This is a genomic window from Methanoculleus chikugoensis, assembly GCF_019669965.1.
In the GTDB taxonomy this organism is placed as follows: Archaea; Halobacteriota; Methanomicrobia; order Methanomicrobiales; family Methanoculleaceae; genus Methanoculleus; species Methanoculleus chikugoensis.
Genome location: NZ_AP019781.1, coordinates 1,721,986 through 1,737,266 on the forward strand (window position 1 = coordinate 1,721,986; position 15,281 = coordinate 1,737,266).

General features: G+C 60.2%; 16 protein-coding genes. 9 read left to right on the top strand and 7 right to left on the bottom strand.

What is annotated here, in order from left to right; genetic code table 11:
• Positions 1 to 228 precede the first annotated feature (228 nt).
• Positions 229 to 1,086, bottom strand: a complete 858-nt coding sequence (locus tag MchiMG62_RS08670; protein WP_221056616.1) for a methanogenesis marker 8 protein — start codon at positions 1,084 to 1,086, stop codon at positions 229 to 231.
• Between the two features lie 386 nt (positions 1,087 to 1,472).
• Here MchiMG62_RS08670 and MchiMG62_RS08675 point away from each other — a divergent pair, with 386 nt between their 5' ends.
• The 3 genes from MchiMG62_RS08675 to MchiMG62_RS08685 all read left to right on the top strand — a co-directional run bounded on the left by MchiMG62_RS08675 (position 1,473) and on the right by MchiMG62_RS08685 (position 3,707).
• Entirely contained in the window at positions 1,473 to 1,631 is a 159-nt protein-coding gene (locus MchiMG62_RS08675; RefSeq protein ID WP_221056617.1) for a hypothetical protein, read from the top strand.
• A gap of 11 nt (positions 1,632 to 1,642) precedes the next feature.
• Positions 1,643 to 2,392: a heparan-alpha-glucosaminide N-acetyltransferase gene (locus tag MchiMG62_RS08680; RefSeq protein WP_221056618.1), complete on the top strand. Its 750-nt coding sequence runs from the start codon at positions 1,643 to 1,645 to the stop codon at positions 2,390 to 2,392.
• Positions 2,393 to 2,627: 235 nt separating this feature from the next.
• Entirely contained in the window at positions 2,628 to 3,707 is a 1,080-nt protein-coding gene (locus MchiMG62_RS08685; protein WP_221056619.1) for a TerC family protein, read from the top strand.
• A 203-nt stretch (positions 3,708 to 3,910) separates the two neighbouring features.
• Here the strand turns inward: MchiMG62_RS08685 and ade are convergent, their stop codons facing one another.
• A complete protein-coding gene (ade, locus tag MchiMG62_RS08690) occupies positions 3,911 to 5,455 on the bottom strand; it encodes an adenine deaminase (protein WP_244987648.1) in 1,545 nt (514 codons plus the stop codon).
• A 110-nt stretch (positions 5,456 to 5,565) separates the two neighbouring features.
• Positions 5,566 to 6,018 carry a hypothetical protein gene (locus MchiMG62_RS08695; protein ID WP_221056620.1) on the bottom strand — a complete coding sequence of 151 codons (453 nt, stop codon included), beginning with the start codon at positions 6,016 to 6,018 and terminating at the stop codon, positions 5,566 to 5,568.
• Between the two features lie 311 nt (positions 6,019 to 6,329).
• Between MchiMG62_RS08695 and MchiMG62_RS08700 the strand changes: the two genes are divergently transcribed.
• The 5 genes from MchiMG62_RS08700 to MchiMG62_RS08720 all read left to right on the top strand — a co-directional run bounded on the left by MchiMG62_RS08700 (position 6,330) and on the right by MchiMG62_RS08720 (position 12,672).
• Positions 6,330 to 7,010 (top strand): M48 family metalloprotease, encoded by a 681-nt coding sequence (locus MchiMG62_RS08700; protein WP_244987649.1) that lies wholly within the window; start codon positions 6,330 to 6,332, stop codon positions 7,008 to 7,010.
• A 214-nt stretch (positions 7,011 to 7,224) separates the two neighbouring features.
• Positions 7,225 to 8,112, top strand: coding sequence for a ParA family protein (locus tag MchiMG62_RS08705; RefSeq protein ID WP_221056621.1), 888 nt, complete (start codon positions 7,225 to 7,227; stop codon positions 8,110 to 8,112).
• Complete coding sequence (locus MchiMG62_RS08710) at positions 8,109 to 11,345, top strand: methyl-accepting chemotaxis protein (protein ID WP_221056622.1); 3,237 nt, start codon at positions 8,109 to 8,111, stop codon at positions 11,343 to 11,345. Before MchiMG62_RS08705 ends, MchiMG62_RS08710 begins: the two co-directional genes overlap by 4 nt.
• Positions 11,346 to 11,355: 10 nt before the next feature.
• Positions 11,356 to 11,835 carry a chemotaxis protein CheW gene (locus MchiMG62_RS08715; RefSeq protein ID WP_221058728.1) on the top strand — a complete coding sequence of 160 codons (480 nt, stop codon included), beginning with the start codon at positions 11,356 to 11,358 and terminating at the stop codon, positions 11,833 to 11,835.
• Between the two features lie 42 nt (positions 11,836 to 11,877).
• A complete protein-coding gene (locus MchiMG62_RS08720; protein WP_054847730.1) occupies positions 11,878 to 12,672 on the top strand; it encodes a CheR family methyltransferase in 795 nt (264 codons plus the stop codon).
• Between the two features lie 3 nt (positions 12,673 to 12,675).
• Here the strand turns inward: MchiMG62_RS08720 and MchiMG62_RS08725 are convergent, their stop codons facing one another.
• A complete protein-coding gene (locus MchiMG62_RS08725; RefSeq protein WP_054847729.1) occupies positions 12,676 to 12,933 on the bottom strand; it encodes a hypothetical protein in 258 nt (85 codons plus the stop codon).
• Positions 12,934 to 13,116: 183 nt separating this feature from the next.
• Between MchiMG62_RS08725 and MchiMG62_RS08730 the strand changes: the two genes are divergently transcribed.
• Complete coding sequence (locus MchiMG62_RS08730; protein ID WP_221056623.1) at positions 13,117 to 13,716, top strand: hypothetical protein; 600 nt, start codon at positions 13,117 to 13,119, stop codon at positions 13,714 to 13,716.
• Positions 13,717 to 13,757: 41 nt separating this feature from the next.
• Here the strand turns inward: MchiMG62_RS08730 and MchiMG62_RS08735 are convergent, their stop codons facing one another.
• The 3 genes from MchiMG62_RS08735 to MchiMG62_RS08745 all read right to left on the bottom strand — a co-directional run bounded on the left by MchiMG62_RS08735 (position 13,758) and on the right by MchiMG62_RS08745 (position 15,093).
• Positions 13,758 to 13,943 carry a hypothetical protein gene (locus MchiMG62_RS08735; RefSeq protein WP_054847726.1) on the bottom strand — a complete coding sequence of 62 codons (186 nt, stop codon included), beginning with the start codon at positions 13,941 to 13,943 and terminating at the stop codon, positions 13,758 to 13,760.
• Between the two features lie 29 nt (positions 13,944 to 13,972).
• Positions 13,973 to 14,224 carry a DUF7123 family protein gene (locus MchiMG62_RS08740; protein ID WP_054847725.1) on the bottom strand — a complete coding sequence of 84 codons (252 nt, stop codon included), beginning with the start codon at positions 14,222 to 14,224 and terminating at the stop codon, positions 13,973 to 13,975.
• A 272-nt stretch (positions 14,225 to 14,496) separates the two neighbouring features.
• Positions 14,497 to 15,093 carry a hypothetical protein gene (locus MchiMG62_RS08745; RefSeq protein ID WP_221056624.1) on the bottom strand — a complete coding sequence of 199 codons (597 nt, stop codon included), beginning with the start codon at positions 15,091 to 15,093 and terminating at the stop codon, positions 14,497 to 14,499.
• Positions 15,094 to 15,281 lie beyond the last annotated feature (188 nt).

Below are 15,281 nucleotides of genomic sequence, written 5' to 3' on the forward strand. Positions count from 1 at the left end.
AAATCAAGGTCCTGCGAGTTTGTGAAGAGGGCTGCTAACAATACAACTCCCCTTCGCGACCTTCGCGTTTCGCACCTAGCGGTGCTCATGCTCCCTCCCCACAGGGGAGGTCGCACTTCGCGTGAGACTTCTTCAGCATCGCAATACATGGCCTCACGCGAAGCCCCGAAGTCCGGATGGAGACCTTTGAGGGCCTTCGCGTGAGTTAATGATAGAGCTCATTCGGGATCAGCGGAGCGGCGAGGGCGACTGCGATCCCGGCACCGGGAGGCGCGCTCCGTGGACGATGACCTGCTGGTCGGTCTCCGCGACCTTCCCGAGGATGATTGCTTTCCCCGCGGCCGTCATCGCGAAGACCGGGATCGACGTTCCCGCCTGGAGGAGCGCGGTCTTCGCCGCTTCCTCCCGGACGTGCCGCGAGGCGCAGGCGGTGAGGAGATCAGCCGAGCGGGCCATAAGGGCGGCGTCCTCCCGCGAGATCCCGGTCGTGTGAACGGCGACGATCACGGCACCGGGGAACTGCTCCCGGATAGCCGCCGCCTCGGCGGCAACGGCGGTGGTCACGGCTATCCGGCGATGGCCGAGTTCTGCCGCCAGGGCGACGCCGGCGGCCTGGTCAATCGCGGCGGTTGCAGGAGCGAGGACGACGCCCCCGTTCTCTTCGATCCGCGCGACCACCTCCGGGATCGGGCTTGTCTTCACGAGACCCGACATCCGGCCGCCGATCCCCTGGATGAGAGCGGGGTTCGTCGCAACGAGCGTCCCGGCCCCGTCGGAGGCGATCACCGCAGCGTCGAGGTCTCCCCGGCGGACGGCGCTGCTCAGGAGTTCCGACGCCCCGAAGATGACGAAGTCCGGCCCGGCAAGAACCTCGCGCTTTGGCGTGCACATCCCGAACGACCTGATACGCCCCTCGATGTTTCGTTTGATCGCCTCCGGCGTCATCTCCGGAACAGGGCAGGCGAACCGCCGCGCAAGCGGGCAGTCCTCTATCTGCGGCGTTCCGACCTCGACCACCCGGCCGTTCCGGATCACGACCCGGCATCTGCCGGCGGCCTCTACGATATGCTCGTCATGGTCGCTCATGAAAGAACGTAGAACGGACTGGAGAATAATAGTGCCTCCCACCGACCCCGGGGTAAACCCTTATCAGATAACCATTCCATGAAATTGTAGGCAAGCCATGATACGCTTACAGCAGGGCTCTGTAGAAAACCTCTCGCTGAGGCCATACAACCTACTGTGTCCATCGACGACAGGAAAACCTTCGGGGAGGTCTTGTTGCTTCGCGCGAAGACGTGAAGACGCGAAATCCAGAGAGATGTCGGCATCCCCCTTCGCACCTGACGGTGCTCATGCTCCTTCCCCTGCGGGGAAGTCGCACTTCGCGTTCTTCGCGCCTTCGCGTGGGATTCCAGAGGCATGTGAAGCACTTCTGCAGAGTCCGCAGCAGGTAGACGGGGTGAGGGGAGATGGGCAGGATCTGTAGTCCGTTCGTCGTGATCGAGTGCAGCCGGCAGTGCGGCTTCTCCCGGCTCTACAACGAGCCCACCGAGAAGCAGAGCCGGGAGATAACCGACACGAAGACCTGTCCTGCCTGCGGCGCCCCCGTCCGGAGAAGGCTCTTTTAACGGTGGGAAGCATGTCGGGGGAGCGCTACTGGGAGATCGACCTCGCCCGGGGCGGCGCCGTCGTGACGATGATCGTCTTCCACTCGGCCTTCGATCTCAACTTCTTCGGCGTCCTGCCGCTCAACGTCTCCGGCGGGTTTCTCCGGATGCTCGCCTACCTGACCGCATCGACGTTCATCTTCCTCGTCGGGGTCTCCTTCACCATCAGCTACGCCCGGGCTTCGCGGCGGCTTGACGGGCGCGGCCTCACGCTCAAGTATGTCCGGCGCGGCCTCACCATCTTCAGCTACGGTCTCGCCATCACCGCCGTCACCCGGCTATTTCTACCGAACGTCTACATCGTCTTCGGCATCCTGCACTTCATCGGGATCGCGATCCTCCTCGCACCGTTCTTCGTCCGGCTCGATCCAGAGAGACTCATCATCACGAGCATCGCCTTCCTCATCGCAGGCTATGCGGCAAGCCTCGTCTCCGGCCCGTGGCCGCTCCTCTGGCTCGGCATCCGGCCGGAATCCTTCGCGAGCCTCGATTACGTCCCGCTCCTCCCCTGGTTCGGCCTCGTCCTGGTCGGGATGGCCTGCGGGCATCTCTTCTATCCGGACGGTGTGCGAGGGTTCACGCTCCGGATGGCGGAGCCGGCGGCAGCCCGTCCTCTCTCGATCCTCGGCCGGCACTCACTCCTGATCTACTTCCTGCACCAGCCGGTTATCCTCCTCCTGATCGCGGTCCTCGCGCCGGACGCGGTGACGGGGTTCTCATGAGGGACGCGAGGGCCGCCGGGAAGCACAACTCTGCGAGGAGCGAGTCGCCGACAGAAGGCATTTGACGATAAAGCGAAAAATGATTGAGAAGAAAGGTAGGGTGTCCGGAAGTACAGCACGGGCTATCTTCTGTTCTCCTTCCGTCCTGCCCTACCGGGCGTCCCGAGATGATCGAGACCATGCCTGAAATATTCATGAGCAAAGTGAGCCCGGAACACCGGGTTGAGGGGAACCTATGACAGACGTGACAGACACAGCGTGGATCGTATTCATCATCAACATAGTGGCTCTCCTTGCACTAGACCTCGGCGTCTTCAACCGCAAGGCCCACGTCATAAAACCGAGGGAGGCGCTCCTGCAGGTCGCCGTATTCATCGCCGCCGCGGCGGTCTTCAATATCGGAGTGTATCACTGGATGGGGGCTCAGGCCGGGCTGGAGTTCACTACCGGCTACATCATGGAATTGATGCTGAGCGTCGACAATCTCTTCGTCTTCATCCTCGTCTTCGCTGCATTCTGCGTGCCGCGAAAAGACCAGCACAAGGTGCTTTTCTATGGCATCGTAGGCGCCCTGGCCTTCCGTTTCGCGTTCATCATAGCAGGCGTGGCGCTGGTGGAGACGTTCTCCTGGGTGCTCTACATCTTCGGTGCCTTCCTGATATTCACCGCCATCAGGATGGTAACCAAGAAGGAGGAGACGGCGGTCGAGCCCGACAAGAACATCCTGGTCCGCGCGTTCCGCAAGGTCATGCCGGTTACAAAGGGTTATGAAGGTGACAGTTTCTTCGTTAAGAAGCCCGATGCGACCGGCAAACTGGTGACCTGGGCTACCCCCATGTTCGTGGCCCTGCTGGTGATGGAGACGACCGATATCGTCTTCGCTGTGGACTCCATCCCTGCCATCCTCGGCATCACCACCAACTCGTTCATCGTCTTCAGCTCCAATGCCTTCGCCATACTCGGCCTGAGATCGATGTACTTCGCGCTGGCGCATATCATGAACGCGTTCTGCTACCTGAAGTACGGTCTGGCCGCCATCCTCAGCTTTGTCGGGGTCAAGATGCTGATCGCCGACATCTACCATGTTCAGGTGGAGATCTCGCTCGCCGTCATCCTCCTGATCCTGGCGGTGGCCATCATCGCGTCCTTGATCAGGACCCGGCGCACAGGAACCTGTCCGGAGGTGAAGAGAGTGCAGGCCGAGGCCTGCCCCGCCCTCCGGAGCCTCGATCCCGACGCCACCCCGGCTCCCACTACAGAGACGGCCGATTCAGCATCAAAGGACTTTGAGAATACCGAGAAAGGGGATGAGTGACCTCCCACCCGGGGCGTATGGTTAGAGCAGCCCGCGCGCCTGGCTGCCCGCATTCGAAAAAAAACTGGACGGGGTCAGTCTTCAACCGGAGGGGTGTATCGCCGCCCCTCCCCTCTTTTCGACGCCCGATATCCATACAGTCGGAATCCTGAACATGAGCGAAGGGAGGGAGAGAGCACTGCCGGGTGCCCCCCTGTCCCCCCTCACTCGTAAAAGAGCGGGACGTCCGAGAACGCCCTGACGTCGAAGACTCCCCGTTCCGTGACCCGTACCTCGGGAATGACGGTCAGGGCAAGGAACGAGAGGTACATGAAGGGGTTCTCGACCGAGCCCAGTCGCCGGGCATGCTCCTCAAGAGCCGCGAGGCGCTGAACGACCTCGCCGTAGGGAAGGGCCGACATCAGCCCGGCGCACTCGAGCGGGAGCGCGGTGATATCGTCTCCGGAGACGACCGCAAGGCCCCCGCCGAGCCGGATCACCTCGGCGACGGCACGGACGATATCGGCGTCGCCTACCCCGACCGCAACGATGTTGTGGGAGTCGTGGGAGACCGACCCGGCGATCGCCCCCTCCTTCAGACCGAATCCATTGACGAGCCCGACGCCGGATCCGGTCGCCCGGTAGCGGTCGGTGACGACCGCTTTGAGGATGTCGCGGCCGAGATCCGGGATCCCGGCGGCGTCGACCGAACAGCGCAGGTCCCGGGTCGTGATCTGGCCGGGCACGATCCCGATCACCCGCGCCTCCCCCCGCCCGGTTATCCGGATATCGCCGGGCTCCGGCACGCGGACGCGCATGGGAGACGCCGGACAGGCCGGCCGGCGGTAACCGGTGTCGACCGCCTCGACGCCGCGCTTGAACGTCCGGAGGACCTTGAAGCGGTCGGGATCTTCGACGATGCAGAAGTCCGCAAGCCTGCCCGGTGCAAGAGCGCCCCGGTCGTGGAGCCCGAACCTCCCGGCGGCGGAGAGCGTGGCCATACGGAGCGCCTGCTCAACCTCAAGGCCGCATGATACCGCCTTTCTGATGCAGTCGTCGATATGCCCCTCCCCGGCGAGCATGTCGGCGTGCCGGTCGTCGGTGGCAAAACAGCACCGCGGCGCCGTGCAGGCGTCGACGAGCGGGAGGAGGTCGCGGAGATTTCGCTCCGTCGAGCCTTCGCGGATCATGATGTACATCCCCCGGAGGAGTTTCTCCCGCGCCTCGGGAAGCGTCGTGCACTCGTGGTCGCTCTGGACGCCGGCATAGATGTAGGCGTTCAGGTCTTTACCCGAGAGGAACGGCGCATGACCGTCGACGACCTCGAAGAGATCCAGTTTTGCCCGGAGATCCTCGTCGCCGAAGAGGACGCCGGGGACGTTCATCACCTCAGCGAGCCCGACGACCCCCTCGCGTCCCCGGAACCGGGCGAGGTCCGCGGCCGTGAGCACGGCGCCGCCCGCATCAAACGGCGTCGCCGGGACAGAGGAAGGAAGCATGACCAGGATATCGAGCGGCGTCCGTGCTCCTTCCGCAAGCATGTAGTCTATCCCCGGCGCCCCGCAGACGTTTGCTATTTCGTGAGGGTCGGCGATCACCGTCGTCGTGCCGTGCGCGAGGACGAGCCGGGCATACTCCGCCGGCGCGAGGAGTGAACTCTCGATGTGGACGTGAGCGTCGATCAGCCCGGGCACCACGTAGGCGCCCGAGAGGTCGTACTCCCGCGCTCCCCGGTAATCCCCGAAGCCGACGATGCGGCCGTCCGTCACCGCGAAGTCCGTGCGCTCCCAGGAGCACGCGAACGGGTTGAAGACCTCCGCTCCGGAGAAGACGGCGTCCGCGGGTTCGAGCCCCCGCGCCGCCGCGAGTCCCGCCGGGGTCAGGCTGTTACCTCCAGGTCGCGGATGACGGATGCTCTCCGCTCGCTGCCGACGAACACGGTCAGAAAGACCTTATATGAGCCGGGCTGCAGGTCTGCCCGGATCGTGTACTCGTTCTCTCCCCGTTCAAGGTCGATATACCGCGCTTCGGAGAAGGCCTCGTGCTGTTCGAGCGCGCTCACCTCCATGATCATGATCTGGAGCACAGCGTTCTCGACGGGCTCGCCGGCGTTCTCTACCTGGACCTGCAGGGCACCGCCGCTGTAGGTCACCTCACCAAACGACATGGAGAGGCATCCGGCAGCCCCGGTGAGGGCGGCAAGGGCCAGTATCAGAAGGATTGTATATATTCTGGACATCTGCTCGGAGAACCGGGGATCCGCACCCCGTGCCGGCGTAAGCACGGCCGTATGGCCCCTCCAGCCCTCCAGACTCACCTCCACTCTACTCATTCAGAATTTTGGTTGCTATTATTAAAATATTGTGAAAAAAACGGAGATTGCGTATGTTTCGAATCCGGGGCCCGATACCACAGGACGCGGTACGGGATTCACCCGGGTTCATGGAGATCGTGCAGGTGCATCTCCGGGTTTGCTCTCCCCGGGTTGCCGGAGAAGGAGGACTGCACCGGACCGGACGGTGCTTCGCCGGGAGAGACCTGCACCGGGGGATTACTGCGGGTAAAATCAGGAAACTATCGGAGACAGGGCGATCCGATCCGGAGCAACATTTAATATGACTGTATTATTATAAATTAACAATAATGGATGGCGCCGACCGCAATTCCCGCCTGTACCGGATATTCCGGGAACTTCAGGAGAAGGGATTGATTGACCGCAGGACGAGACTGGTGAGATGCCCCCTCACCGTCTCCATACGGGGATGTCCGGCACTCAACTGCATCCGCTACCGGCATTCATTCTACAAAAGAAACCTCTCGGGGGCAAGCGACAACACGCTCCGGTTCGTGCTGCTCCACGAGGAGGGGCACGTAAGGAAGGGCTCTTCTCTTCTCTCCGCCCTACCGGCCCTCCCGGTTCTCCTCTGCCTCGCCTTCCTCGGGCACCCGTCCCTGCATGCGGAAGGCCTCCCTGTTGCAAAGCCGGTCTTCGTCGCCCTCCTCCTCCTGACCGCCTTCTTCGCCTACCGGACATATTACCGCCGTATGGACGATGAGGAGTTCATAGCCGACCGGTACGCCGCCGATGCGATGAGGTGCTGCTACCGGGTCAGGGATCCCGGAGCCCTCCTCCAGAGCCTTCTTTCCGGCCTGATGGCAGGGACAGCGTCTCCCCGCCGTGCAGGCGTGATTCCCGGAGTCCTTCGTTCCGGGCCCGACTACCGGCCGTCGATCTCCGAGCGGGTGCAGAGGCTCCGGGCTGCAATTGATCCCGGAGACAGGAAACCCGCTATGTCTTCCACAGACAGCGAATCCCTTCGGTGAAATCTGCTACGGGTATGCGCCGTACCTCCCGGGAGCGATTGGCCTGTACGGCGCTCTTTTTCCGTCTCCAGATTCCTCAAGATATAATGGCAAAAAACCTTCAATTCATCATCTCGGATGAAAGAATATTTCAAAAAAGACGAGACGCTCAGAATATACATAGCAAAATAAAAGTAGGTTTAATATTACCTATTTCAAATAGAGGTAGTGAGGGGTGCTGGATATTACGATTATAGCGTTTGCCCACCACAAAGGTGGCACCGGGAAGACGACATCATGCCTCAACGTTGCAGGATACCTCCAGAAAGATGGGAAGAAGGTTCTGGTGGTGGACTGCGACCCGCAGGCCAATGCCACCACGGGTCTCGGAATCAACCCCGAAACCCTCAAACTGAGCATGTATGACGTCTTCATGAGCATCTTTGAAGGCTTTCCCGACGTCGCTATCACCGACGTGATTGTCCCCACGGCGTCGGGGATCGATCTCGCTCCGTCAATCCTCGATCTCGTGGGGGTCGAACCCTACCTCTATGGCATCGAGGACCGGGCCGGGGTGCTCAGGGAAGCGCTTGCGCAGGTAAAGGACGCCTACGATTTCATATTGATCGACACGCCCCCGAGCATGGGCCAGTTCGTCATCAACGGCCTCGTCGCAGCAGACCACACCGTCGTCACCCTCGATTCCGGCACGTTCGCCCTGAAAGGCATGGAAGCGCTGTCTACGATCTTTGGCGACATCAGGGAGATGCTCGGGGAAGACGTCGCCGCAGATTTCGCCATCCTGACCCGCTGGAAAGGGTCGGGCGACCCGGCGGCCGGAACAGGCGGGCTTGCGCTCTTCCTGAAGCGGATCTTCTCACCCGCCTCCGCCGCAGAAGAGGAGAAGGAGAGGGAGCGACTGAAGGCGTTCGAGTCCGAGGTAAAAAAAGCGTTCAAGCAGGTATTCACCGTCCCATACTCACCTGCAATCTACGAGACGCAGCAAAAGGGGCTTCCTATCTCCCATTACGCGCCCGAGAGCGATGCCGGCAGGGAATACCGGGCAATAGCGACTGCGCTCGCCGAGCGGGACAAAAACGTGACGAGGATGTGTAATCAATGATCGATAAACCTGGAAGGAAAGCACTATTTACCGGGCCGGTTGTGCCGGGTATGACAGGACAGGCGCAGGGACAGGGGGCGGCGGTGCTGCCCGAGGCGATCGAGACCGCACTCCACGCGGCGCTTGAAGGCGACGACTCCGTTCAGATCGACCTTGCAGGCGTTCCGGAGAATTACCGGCCGCTGGCCACCTCGATCAACGCGCTGCTCGAGAAGAAGCAGGAGGAGAAGCAGCGCTTCAAACGCCGGCTGGACGAGGCCAAGATGCTTCTGAAGGGGTCCGATACGATCATTCAGCAGAATCCGATGCCCATCCTGGTCGTCGATCCGAACTTCAAGGTGACCATGGCAAACACGGCCTACGCCGAGATGAGCGGGATCCCGATGGATCAGGTGCTCGGCAGGAGCCTGAGGGACTTCAAGATAACGTCGCAGAAGGGTTCCGGCCTCCGGCAGGCAATCCTGGAGAAAAAGCGCGTGTATGGCGAAATCGTCGCCGAACTGCCTTCGGGCACCCGCACGCTCGAGCAGTACGGCATCCCGTTGCTCGACAATGAGAATGCGGTCGAGAGCATCCTCATCGTCTACAACGACCTCACCAAGCAGCGGGAGGAAGAGGAAGAGATCCGGGCCCAGATAGAGAATATCGCCGAACTGCAACATCGATCCGATACGATCATCCTGAAGAACCCGATGCCGATGCTGGTCGTCGATACCGCGATGAAGATCGTCACGGCCAACGAGGCATACCTCGAGCTGACCGGCATCGATCAGTCGCGCATCACCTCAATGACCCTGCGGGACTTCAAGGTCCTTGATCAGAAAGGAGACGGGATCAAGAAGGTGCTCACCGAGAAGGTACGTGTTTCCGGCGAAGTGACGGTCGAGTTCCCCGCCGGCACCTACAGCCTGGAACAGTATGGAATCCCGCTCTTGAACGAGAAGAACGAGCTGACAGGGATCCTGAACGTCTATAACGACGTTACTGAGAAGCGAAAAGAGGAGGCAGAGATCAAGAAGATGCAGCATCGCATCGACACGATGATCAAGCAGAACCCGCTTGCCATCGCGACGCTCCGCCCCGACAAGAGCCGGATCGATATCAACGACGAGTATGCCAGGATGTGGCGGGGAACCCGGGAAGAGACCCTCGCAAAGAAACTCTACGACTACGACATCACCGTCATCGGCGGCGACCACTTCTACGCCTGTTATGAAACGAAAAAGCGGGCACGAACGGACGTCATGGTCAAGTGGCCCGACGGGGTCAGGAAGTACCTCACCTTAAACGCCATCCCCATCCTTGATGCGAACGGCGAGATCGAGATGGCCTTCTACGTCTGGAACGACTGGACCGACCTGCAGGTGCAGAAGGAGGAGGCCGAGAAACTCAAGCACAGTGTCGACACGATGATCAAGCAGAATCCGCTTGCCATCGCGACCCTCCGCGCCGACAAGAGCCGGATCGACATCAACGACGAGTATGCCAGGATGTGGCGCGGCACCCGGGAAGAGACGCTTGCAAAGAAACTCTACGACTACGACATCACCGTTCTCGACGGCGAGCACTTCTATGCCTGTTACGAGACGAAGAAGCCGGCACGAACGGACGTCATGGTCAAGTGGCCCGACGGGGTCAGGAAGTACCTCACCTTAAACGCCATCCCCATCCTTGATGCGAACGGCGAGATCGAGATGGCCTTCTACGTCTGGAACGACTGGACCGACCTGAAGGAGAAAGAGGAGGAGGTCAAAGATACCGAGCACCGGGTGGATGCGATGATCAAGCAGAACCCGCTTGCCATCGCGACGCTCCGCCCCGACAAGAGCCGGATCGACATCAACGACGAGTATGCCAGGATGTGGCGGGGAACCCGGGAAGAGACCCTCGCAAAGAAACTCTACGACTACGACATCACCATCCTTGACGGCGACCACTTCTACACCTGCTACGAGACGAAGAAACTCGCCCGGACGGACGTCATGGTCAAGTGGCCCGACGGCGTGAAGAAGTATCTCACCCTGAACGCCATCCCCATCCTCGACCGAAACGGCGAGATCGAGATGGCCTTCTACGTCTGGAACGACTGGACCGAGCAGCGGGAGAGAGAGGACCAGATCCGCGACCTGATGGAGACCGCAAAGCAGGAGAGCGAGAGACTTGGAGCGAGCGCCAGGGAACTCGGGAACGCACTCGCCGCCATGGCAAAGGGCGACCTGACGACGTTCGTCGAAGCAGAAACCGAAGATCCTCTCCGGGAAGTCAAGAATGACTACAACACCTCGTTGACCGCTATCCGCGGGCTCCTCGCCGACGTGGCGAAAGCCGCCCATCAGGTGGACATGACGACGAAGGAGGTCAGCAAGAGCACCGACGAGATCATCCGGGCGACAGAGCAGGTTGCCGTCTCGACACAGCAGTCGTCGGAGGATGCACGCCGCCAGCTCGAGAAGATCGAGGAGATCGGGATGGATATCAACGATCTCTCGGCATCCATCGAGGAGATTGCAAGCACGACGCAGTCGGTCATGGAGCAGGCATCGAAGGCTTCCAAGGAAGGGAACGATGCGGCAACGCTTGGTGAAGTCGCGACGAAGAAGATGCAACTCGTCGAGGAGATCTCCACACAGACCGTGGGAGAGATCAGCACCCTCAACAGCCAGATGCGGGAGATCAACAACATCGTCAAGTTGATCGCCGACATCGCAAACCAGACCAACCTCCTCGCGCTGAACGCCGCGATCGAGGCTGCCCGTGCCGGGGAGCACGGCCGCGGGTTCGCTGTTGTCGCCGGCGAGATCAGGAACCTTGCCGGAGAGTCCAAACGTGCGAGCCAGGATATCGAGGACCTGATCCGGACGATCCAGGCAAGCACCGAGAAGACCACCGATTCGATGCAGGCGTCTCACCAGGAGATCCAGGCGGGCATCGAGAGCGTCAATAAGGTCATCATAGGCCTGAACCGGATCGTCGACAGCGTGGAAGTGGTCACCAGCGGCATCTCAGAGATAACCAAGGCCACCGAGGACCAGGCGAACTCCACCAACAACGTCATGCAGAAGATGGACGAATCCACCCACATGACCAAGGAGAGCCTGAACCGCGCCGAGGACATGGCGGCACTCGCCGAAGAGGTCAGCGCATCGACCGAGGAAGTCGGAAGCGCTTCCCACGAACTGGCAGGCATGGCCGGACAGCTCGAGAAGATAATGAAGCAGTTCAAGCTGAACTAGGGAGGAGATGATGGCAGCATCCGTAGACGTGGTGGAGTTCCAGCTCGGGGAGGAGCACTACGCACTGGATATCCAGATTGCACGAGAGATCGTGGAGATGATGCCGATCACTCCCCTTCCCCGTGCTCCCGACTACCTCGCGGGCATCATTAACCTGCGGGGCGAGATCACGAACATCATCGATCTCCGCGACCTTCTCGGGCTCCCTGGATCGGAGGAGACCGAGAACCGAAAGATCGTCGTGCTGATGCCGGATGTGACGAACGGATCGAACGTGGGGATCATCGTCGACGACGTGCACAGCGTCGTATCGGTCAGGAATGAACAGATCGAACGTATCAGCGACGGCATTACGTCGTCTATCAGCAGTTACGTCAAAGCAATCATCAAGATAGGGGACGAAGAGGACGGGAAGGCCAAGACCCTCATCATATGGCTCGATGTCCAGAAAGTAATCGGCGATCTCGGCGGCGATCAAGCAAGTCGCTAGATCGTCTCCGCACTTCAACACCCGGCATAAGCAGGTTATCCCATGGATGAATTCGCATCGCTCCAGAGAAGCATCGAGAGACTGGTACGGATCAAGTGCTCGAACTACAAGGAGGATTACATCAAACGGCGCATCCTCTCCCGGATGCGTCTGACGAACACCGCAGATTTCGAGGCGTATCATAAGTACCTCCTCGCGAACCCGCAGGAACTCGACCTGCTCAGGAACGCACTCACCATCAACGTCACCAAATTTTTCCGCGACCCGGAGGTCTTCGAAGTAATACGTCGGGAGATACTGCCGGATCTCGCCCACCGCAAAAACTCTCTCCGGATCTGGTGCGCCGGCTGCGCCACGGGTGAAGAACCCTACTCGATCGCCATCCTCGCCCATGAACTGATGGCCCTTCATAAAAACGTCAGCGTAACGATATACGCGACCGATATCGATACCGTGGTGCTGCAGAAGGCCATGGCCGGGGTCTACGACAGGAAGGCGCTCGAGAACGTCGACGATAAAAGGCTCCGCAAGCATTTCATCAGCCACGAAGACGGCACGTTCGAGGTCTGTTCCCATATCAAAAGCCTGGTTAAATTCCGGGAGCACGACCTGATGTCGGGCGTTCCTATTGCCCGGTACCTCGACGCCATCACCTGCCGCAACGTCACCATCTACTTCACCGAGAAGCAGAAGAACGACCTTACGCATCTTTTCTACTCAGCGCTTGCCGCCGACGGCTACTACGTCATAGGGAAGACCGAGTACCTGGCAAGAGAGGTGGAGCACCTTTTTGTGCCGTACAACACCATGCAGAAGATATTGCGCAGGGCCGCCTGAGCGTCACCAGAGGTAGCCGGATTCCACGTCCGTCTCGGTCTCTTCGAACTGCGACATCCGGTGCATGAAGGCCTTCCTGGCCTGGTAACGCTTCAACTCGGAGAAGAGCAGGTAAAAGTTTACACCGACGACGATGATGATGAGCATCAGGCTGATCCAGAGCTGGCTACCGCTCTGGGTTGTGATGAAGGTCGCCGCAAGGAGCACCACGAAGGAGATCAGATAAAATATCACCCACGTGCGCACCTCAGTGATATCCATGCTCTCACAGGATTGTGGTCGTGGCTTCATATTAACGATTCCGTTTTAGAGATTCTATTATGGAGGAGGGTTCTAAAAAAACCGGGTCAACCCGGCTCACAAACGATCTTCCCCGTCGATCTCCGGGCGAGAGCACGAGGGCAAACCCGAAGAACTTTTTACCCCGTACATCCTTTTAAATCTGTGGATAAAGGCGACGTCTTCAGCATTCTTACCGCCCTGATCATCGTCTCCGTGCTGGCACTGCTCCTTCGGCCGCCCGTAGCGGAGGCCGGGCCGGAGATCCCCGAGATCTCCGCACCGACGCCTGCCGTCACCGTCCCCCCCGCACCGACGCCTGCCGCGCCGCTCGAACCCACCAGGCTCTCCTACGCGACCGGAGTCTGGGACTACCCCCGCTGCCATCTCCCTGACAACCTCATGCTCTACGGTGGTTCCGACCCCCCATGGCAGGGAGCTCGGGGGATCATCCCGTTCGCTTACATCGAGGAGGGGCGAGGCGGCATCACCGAGGTGTTCCACGTGCCGTACGCGGTATGGAGGCTTAACTGCAGTGTCTCCTCAACAATACGGCCCCAGGCGGCGCATTTCAGGATGGCACTCGTGGAGTTCGAGAGCGGGACCATCATAGAGGGAGCCGACCTGCACTACCCCGGCGGCATTGTCAAAAACGTCGAGAGAGGAGGGAAAGACTTCTACCTCATCGTCAGTGTGGATGAAGTGGACGCATACCGCATCACCCTGGAGACGCTCCCCGAATATTTCTCTGCCCCGCTCGGATGAGACCGGGGCATCCCGGCGATATGGTTGTAGTTGCGGGGACTTTAGATCTTTTCGACGGTCACCCTGACCCGGTCGCCGGCCCGCACGCCGTGGCCCTTGGGAACGTCGATGTTGAACCAGAGCACCTCCGGATTTTCGTGGTTCTTGTCCTGGGACATGAGGCAGTCCTTCTGATCGTTGATGTTGGCCACAAATTCGACGGGTGCTTCAAACTCAATGATCTTCATGCCGTAGAATAGAGCGTTCCAAGATAAAATTATGATGCACGGGAGGTGACGCGCCACGTCGTACTGTTCGAATAACTCCAGCGCCGAATATCCAGCTCATCGCAGATCTCAGAGAGGATGGCAAGGTTGATGCCGACCTCTTTTGCGGAAAGGCCAAGATCGGTTGCGATGTACTTGGATTTAAAGTAGGATTTGCCGGCTCGCAGCCCTGCCTTGAGGTGGTACAGGATCTTTCGCTGGGTGTCGCTATATTTCTCCTTAATACGATCTTTTGTCGACATCGACTGATTCCCTCGTGAGCAAGTGTTTTTTTGTCCAGATCAATATTTATATCTACCCATTTGTGCCCGTAAAATAACACGAGGGATATACTAATCATTGCATATAATTGAGCATCGTCGTGCCGATCCGGGGGGCAGGGAGTACCATCTGCAGCCCCGAGAGCGCAGCACGGTCATCGCGAGCGCGGGAACCGGAGGGGAAGGGGCGCTTTCGATAGCCCCGCGCCCCCGTCCCAAACGGCACCGGGCGACGACCGCCCGGCATCCCGCCGTCACCTCCGGTTCCGCCCGAACACGACGACGAGCGCGGCGACGAGCGCGGCCAGGATAGCGCCGGTAAGCGAGAGGGGGGCGGCCTGTGTCACACTCCCGTTGACCTGTGCCGCCTGGATCGGCGTGAACGTCGGCAGCTCGGCCGTGGCGGTATCTGCCGGCGTCGCCTCGTCCGTCCCGACTACAATGGGAGGACCGGTCTCGTTGGTCGTGTTGTTACCTGTCCCGGCCGGAGTCTCCTCAGGAGTCGCGTTCTCCACCGGCCCGACCAGGGTTTCTTCTGGAGTCACGTTCTCCACCGCTCCAACTAAGGTTTCTTCTGGAGCCGCGTTCTCGATTGCCCCGGACAGAGTCTCCTCAGGAGTCTCGTTCTCCGTCTCGTCCGGCGTAATGTCAGAAGCCTCATCGACGGGGGTATCTTCCGGGATTTCCTCCGTCAGGGTCTCTTCGGGGGTCTCACCGGGGGTCGGACTGAGTGTCCAGGTCAGGGGTTCCGTGGCTGCCGTGCTCTGGGCCGCTGCGGGGAGCACAACAACCGCTGCCGCCAGAAGCAGCACGACCAGGAGTGCTCTCCACGCCCATAAGTTTCCGGTCATGAGAGTCCACGTAGGAAATAAATCTATTTTTATATTTCGGTCGCCATCAAAATTGCATCGACGGTTAACCGCCAGGCGCGCCCCGCAACATGGCGACAGCATGCATCGCCCCGTAGCGGCGATGATCCGGGAAGAATATAAAGCGGCAGTGGTGCACCGGTGCCCGAAGGCCCTGGATGCAGCCAATC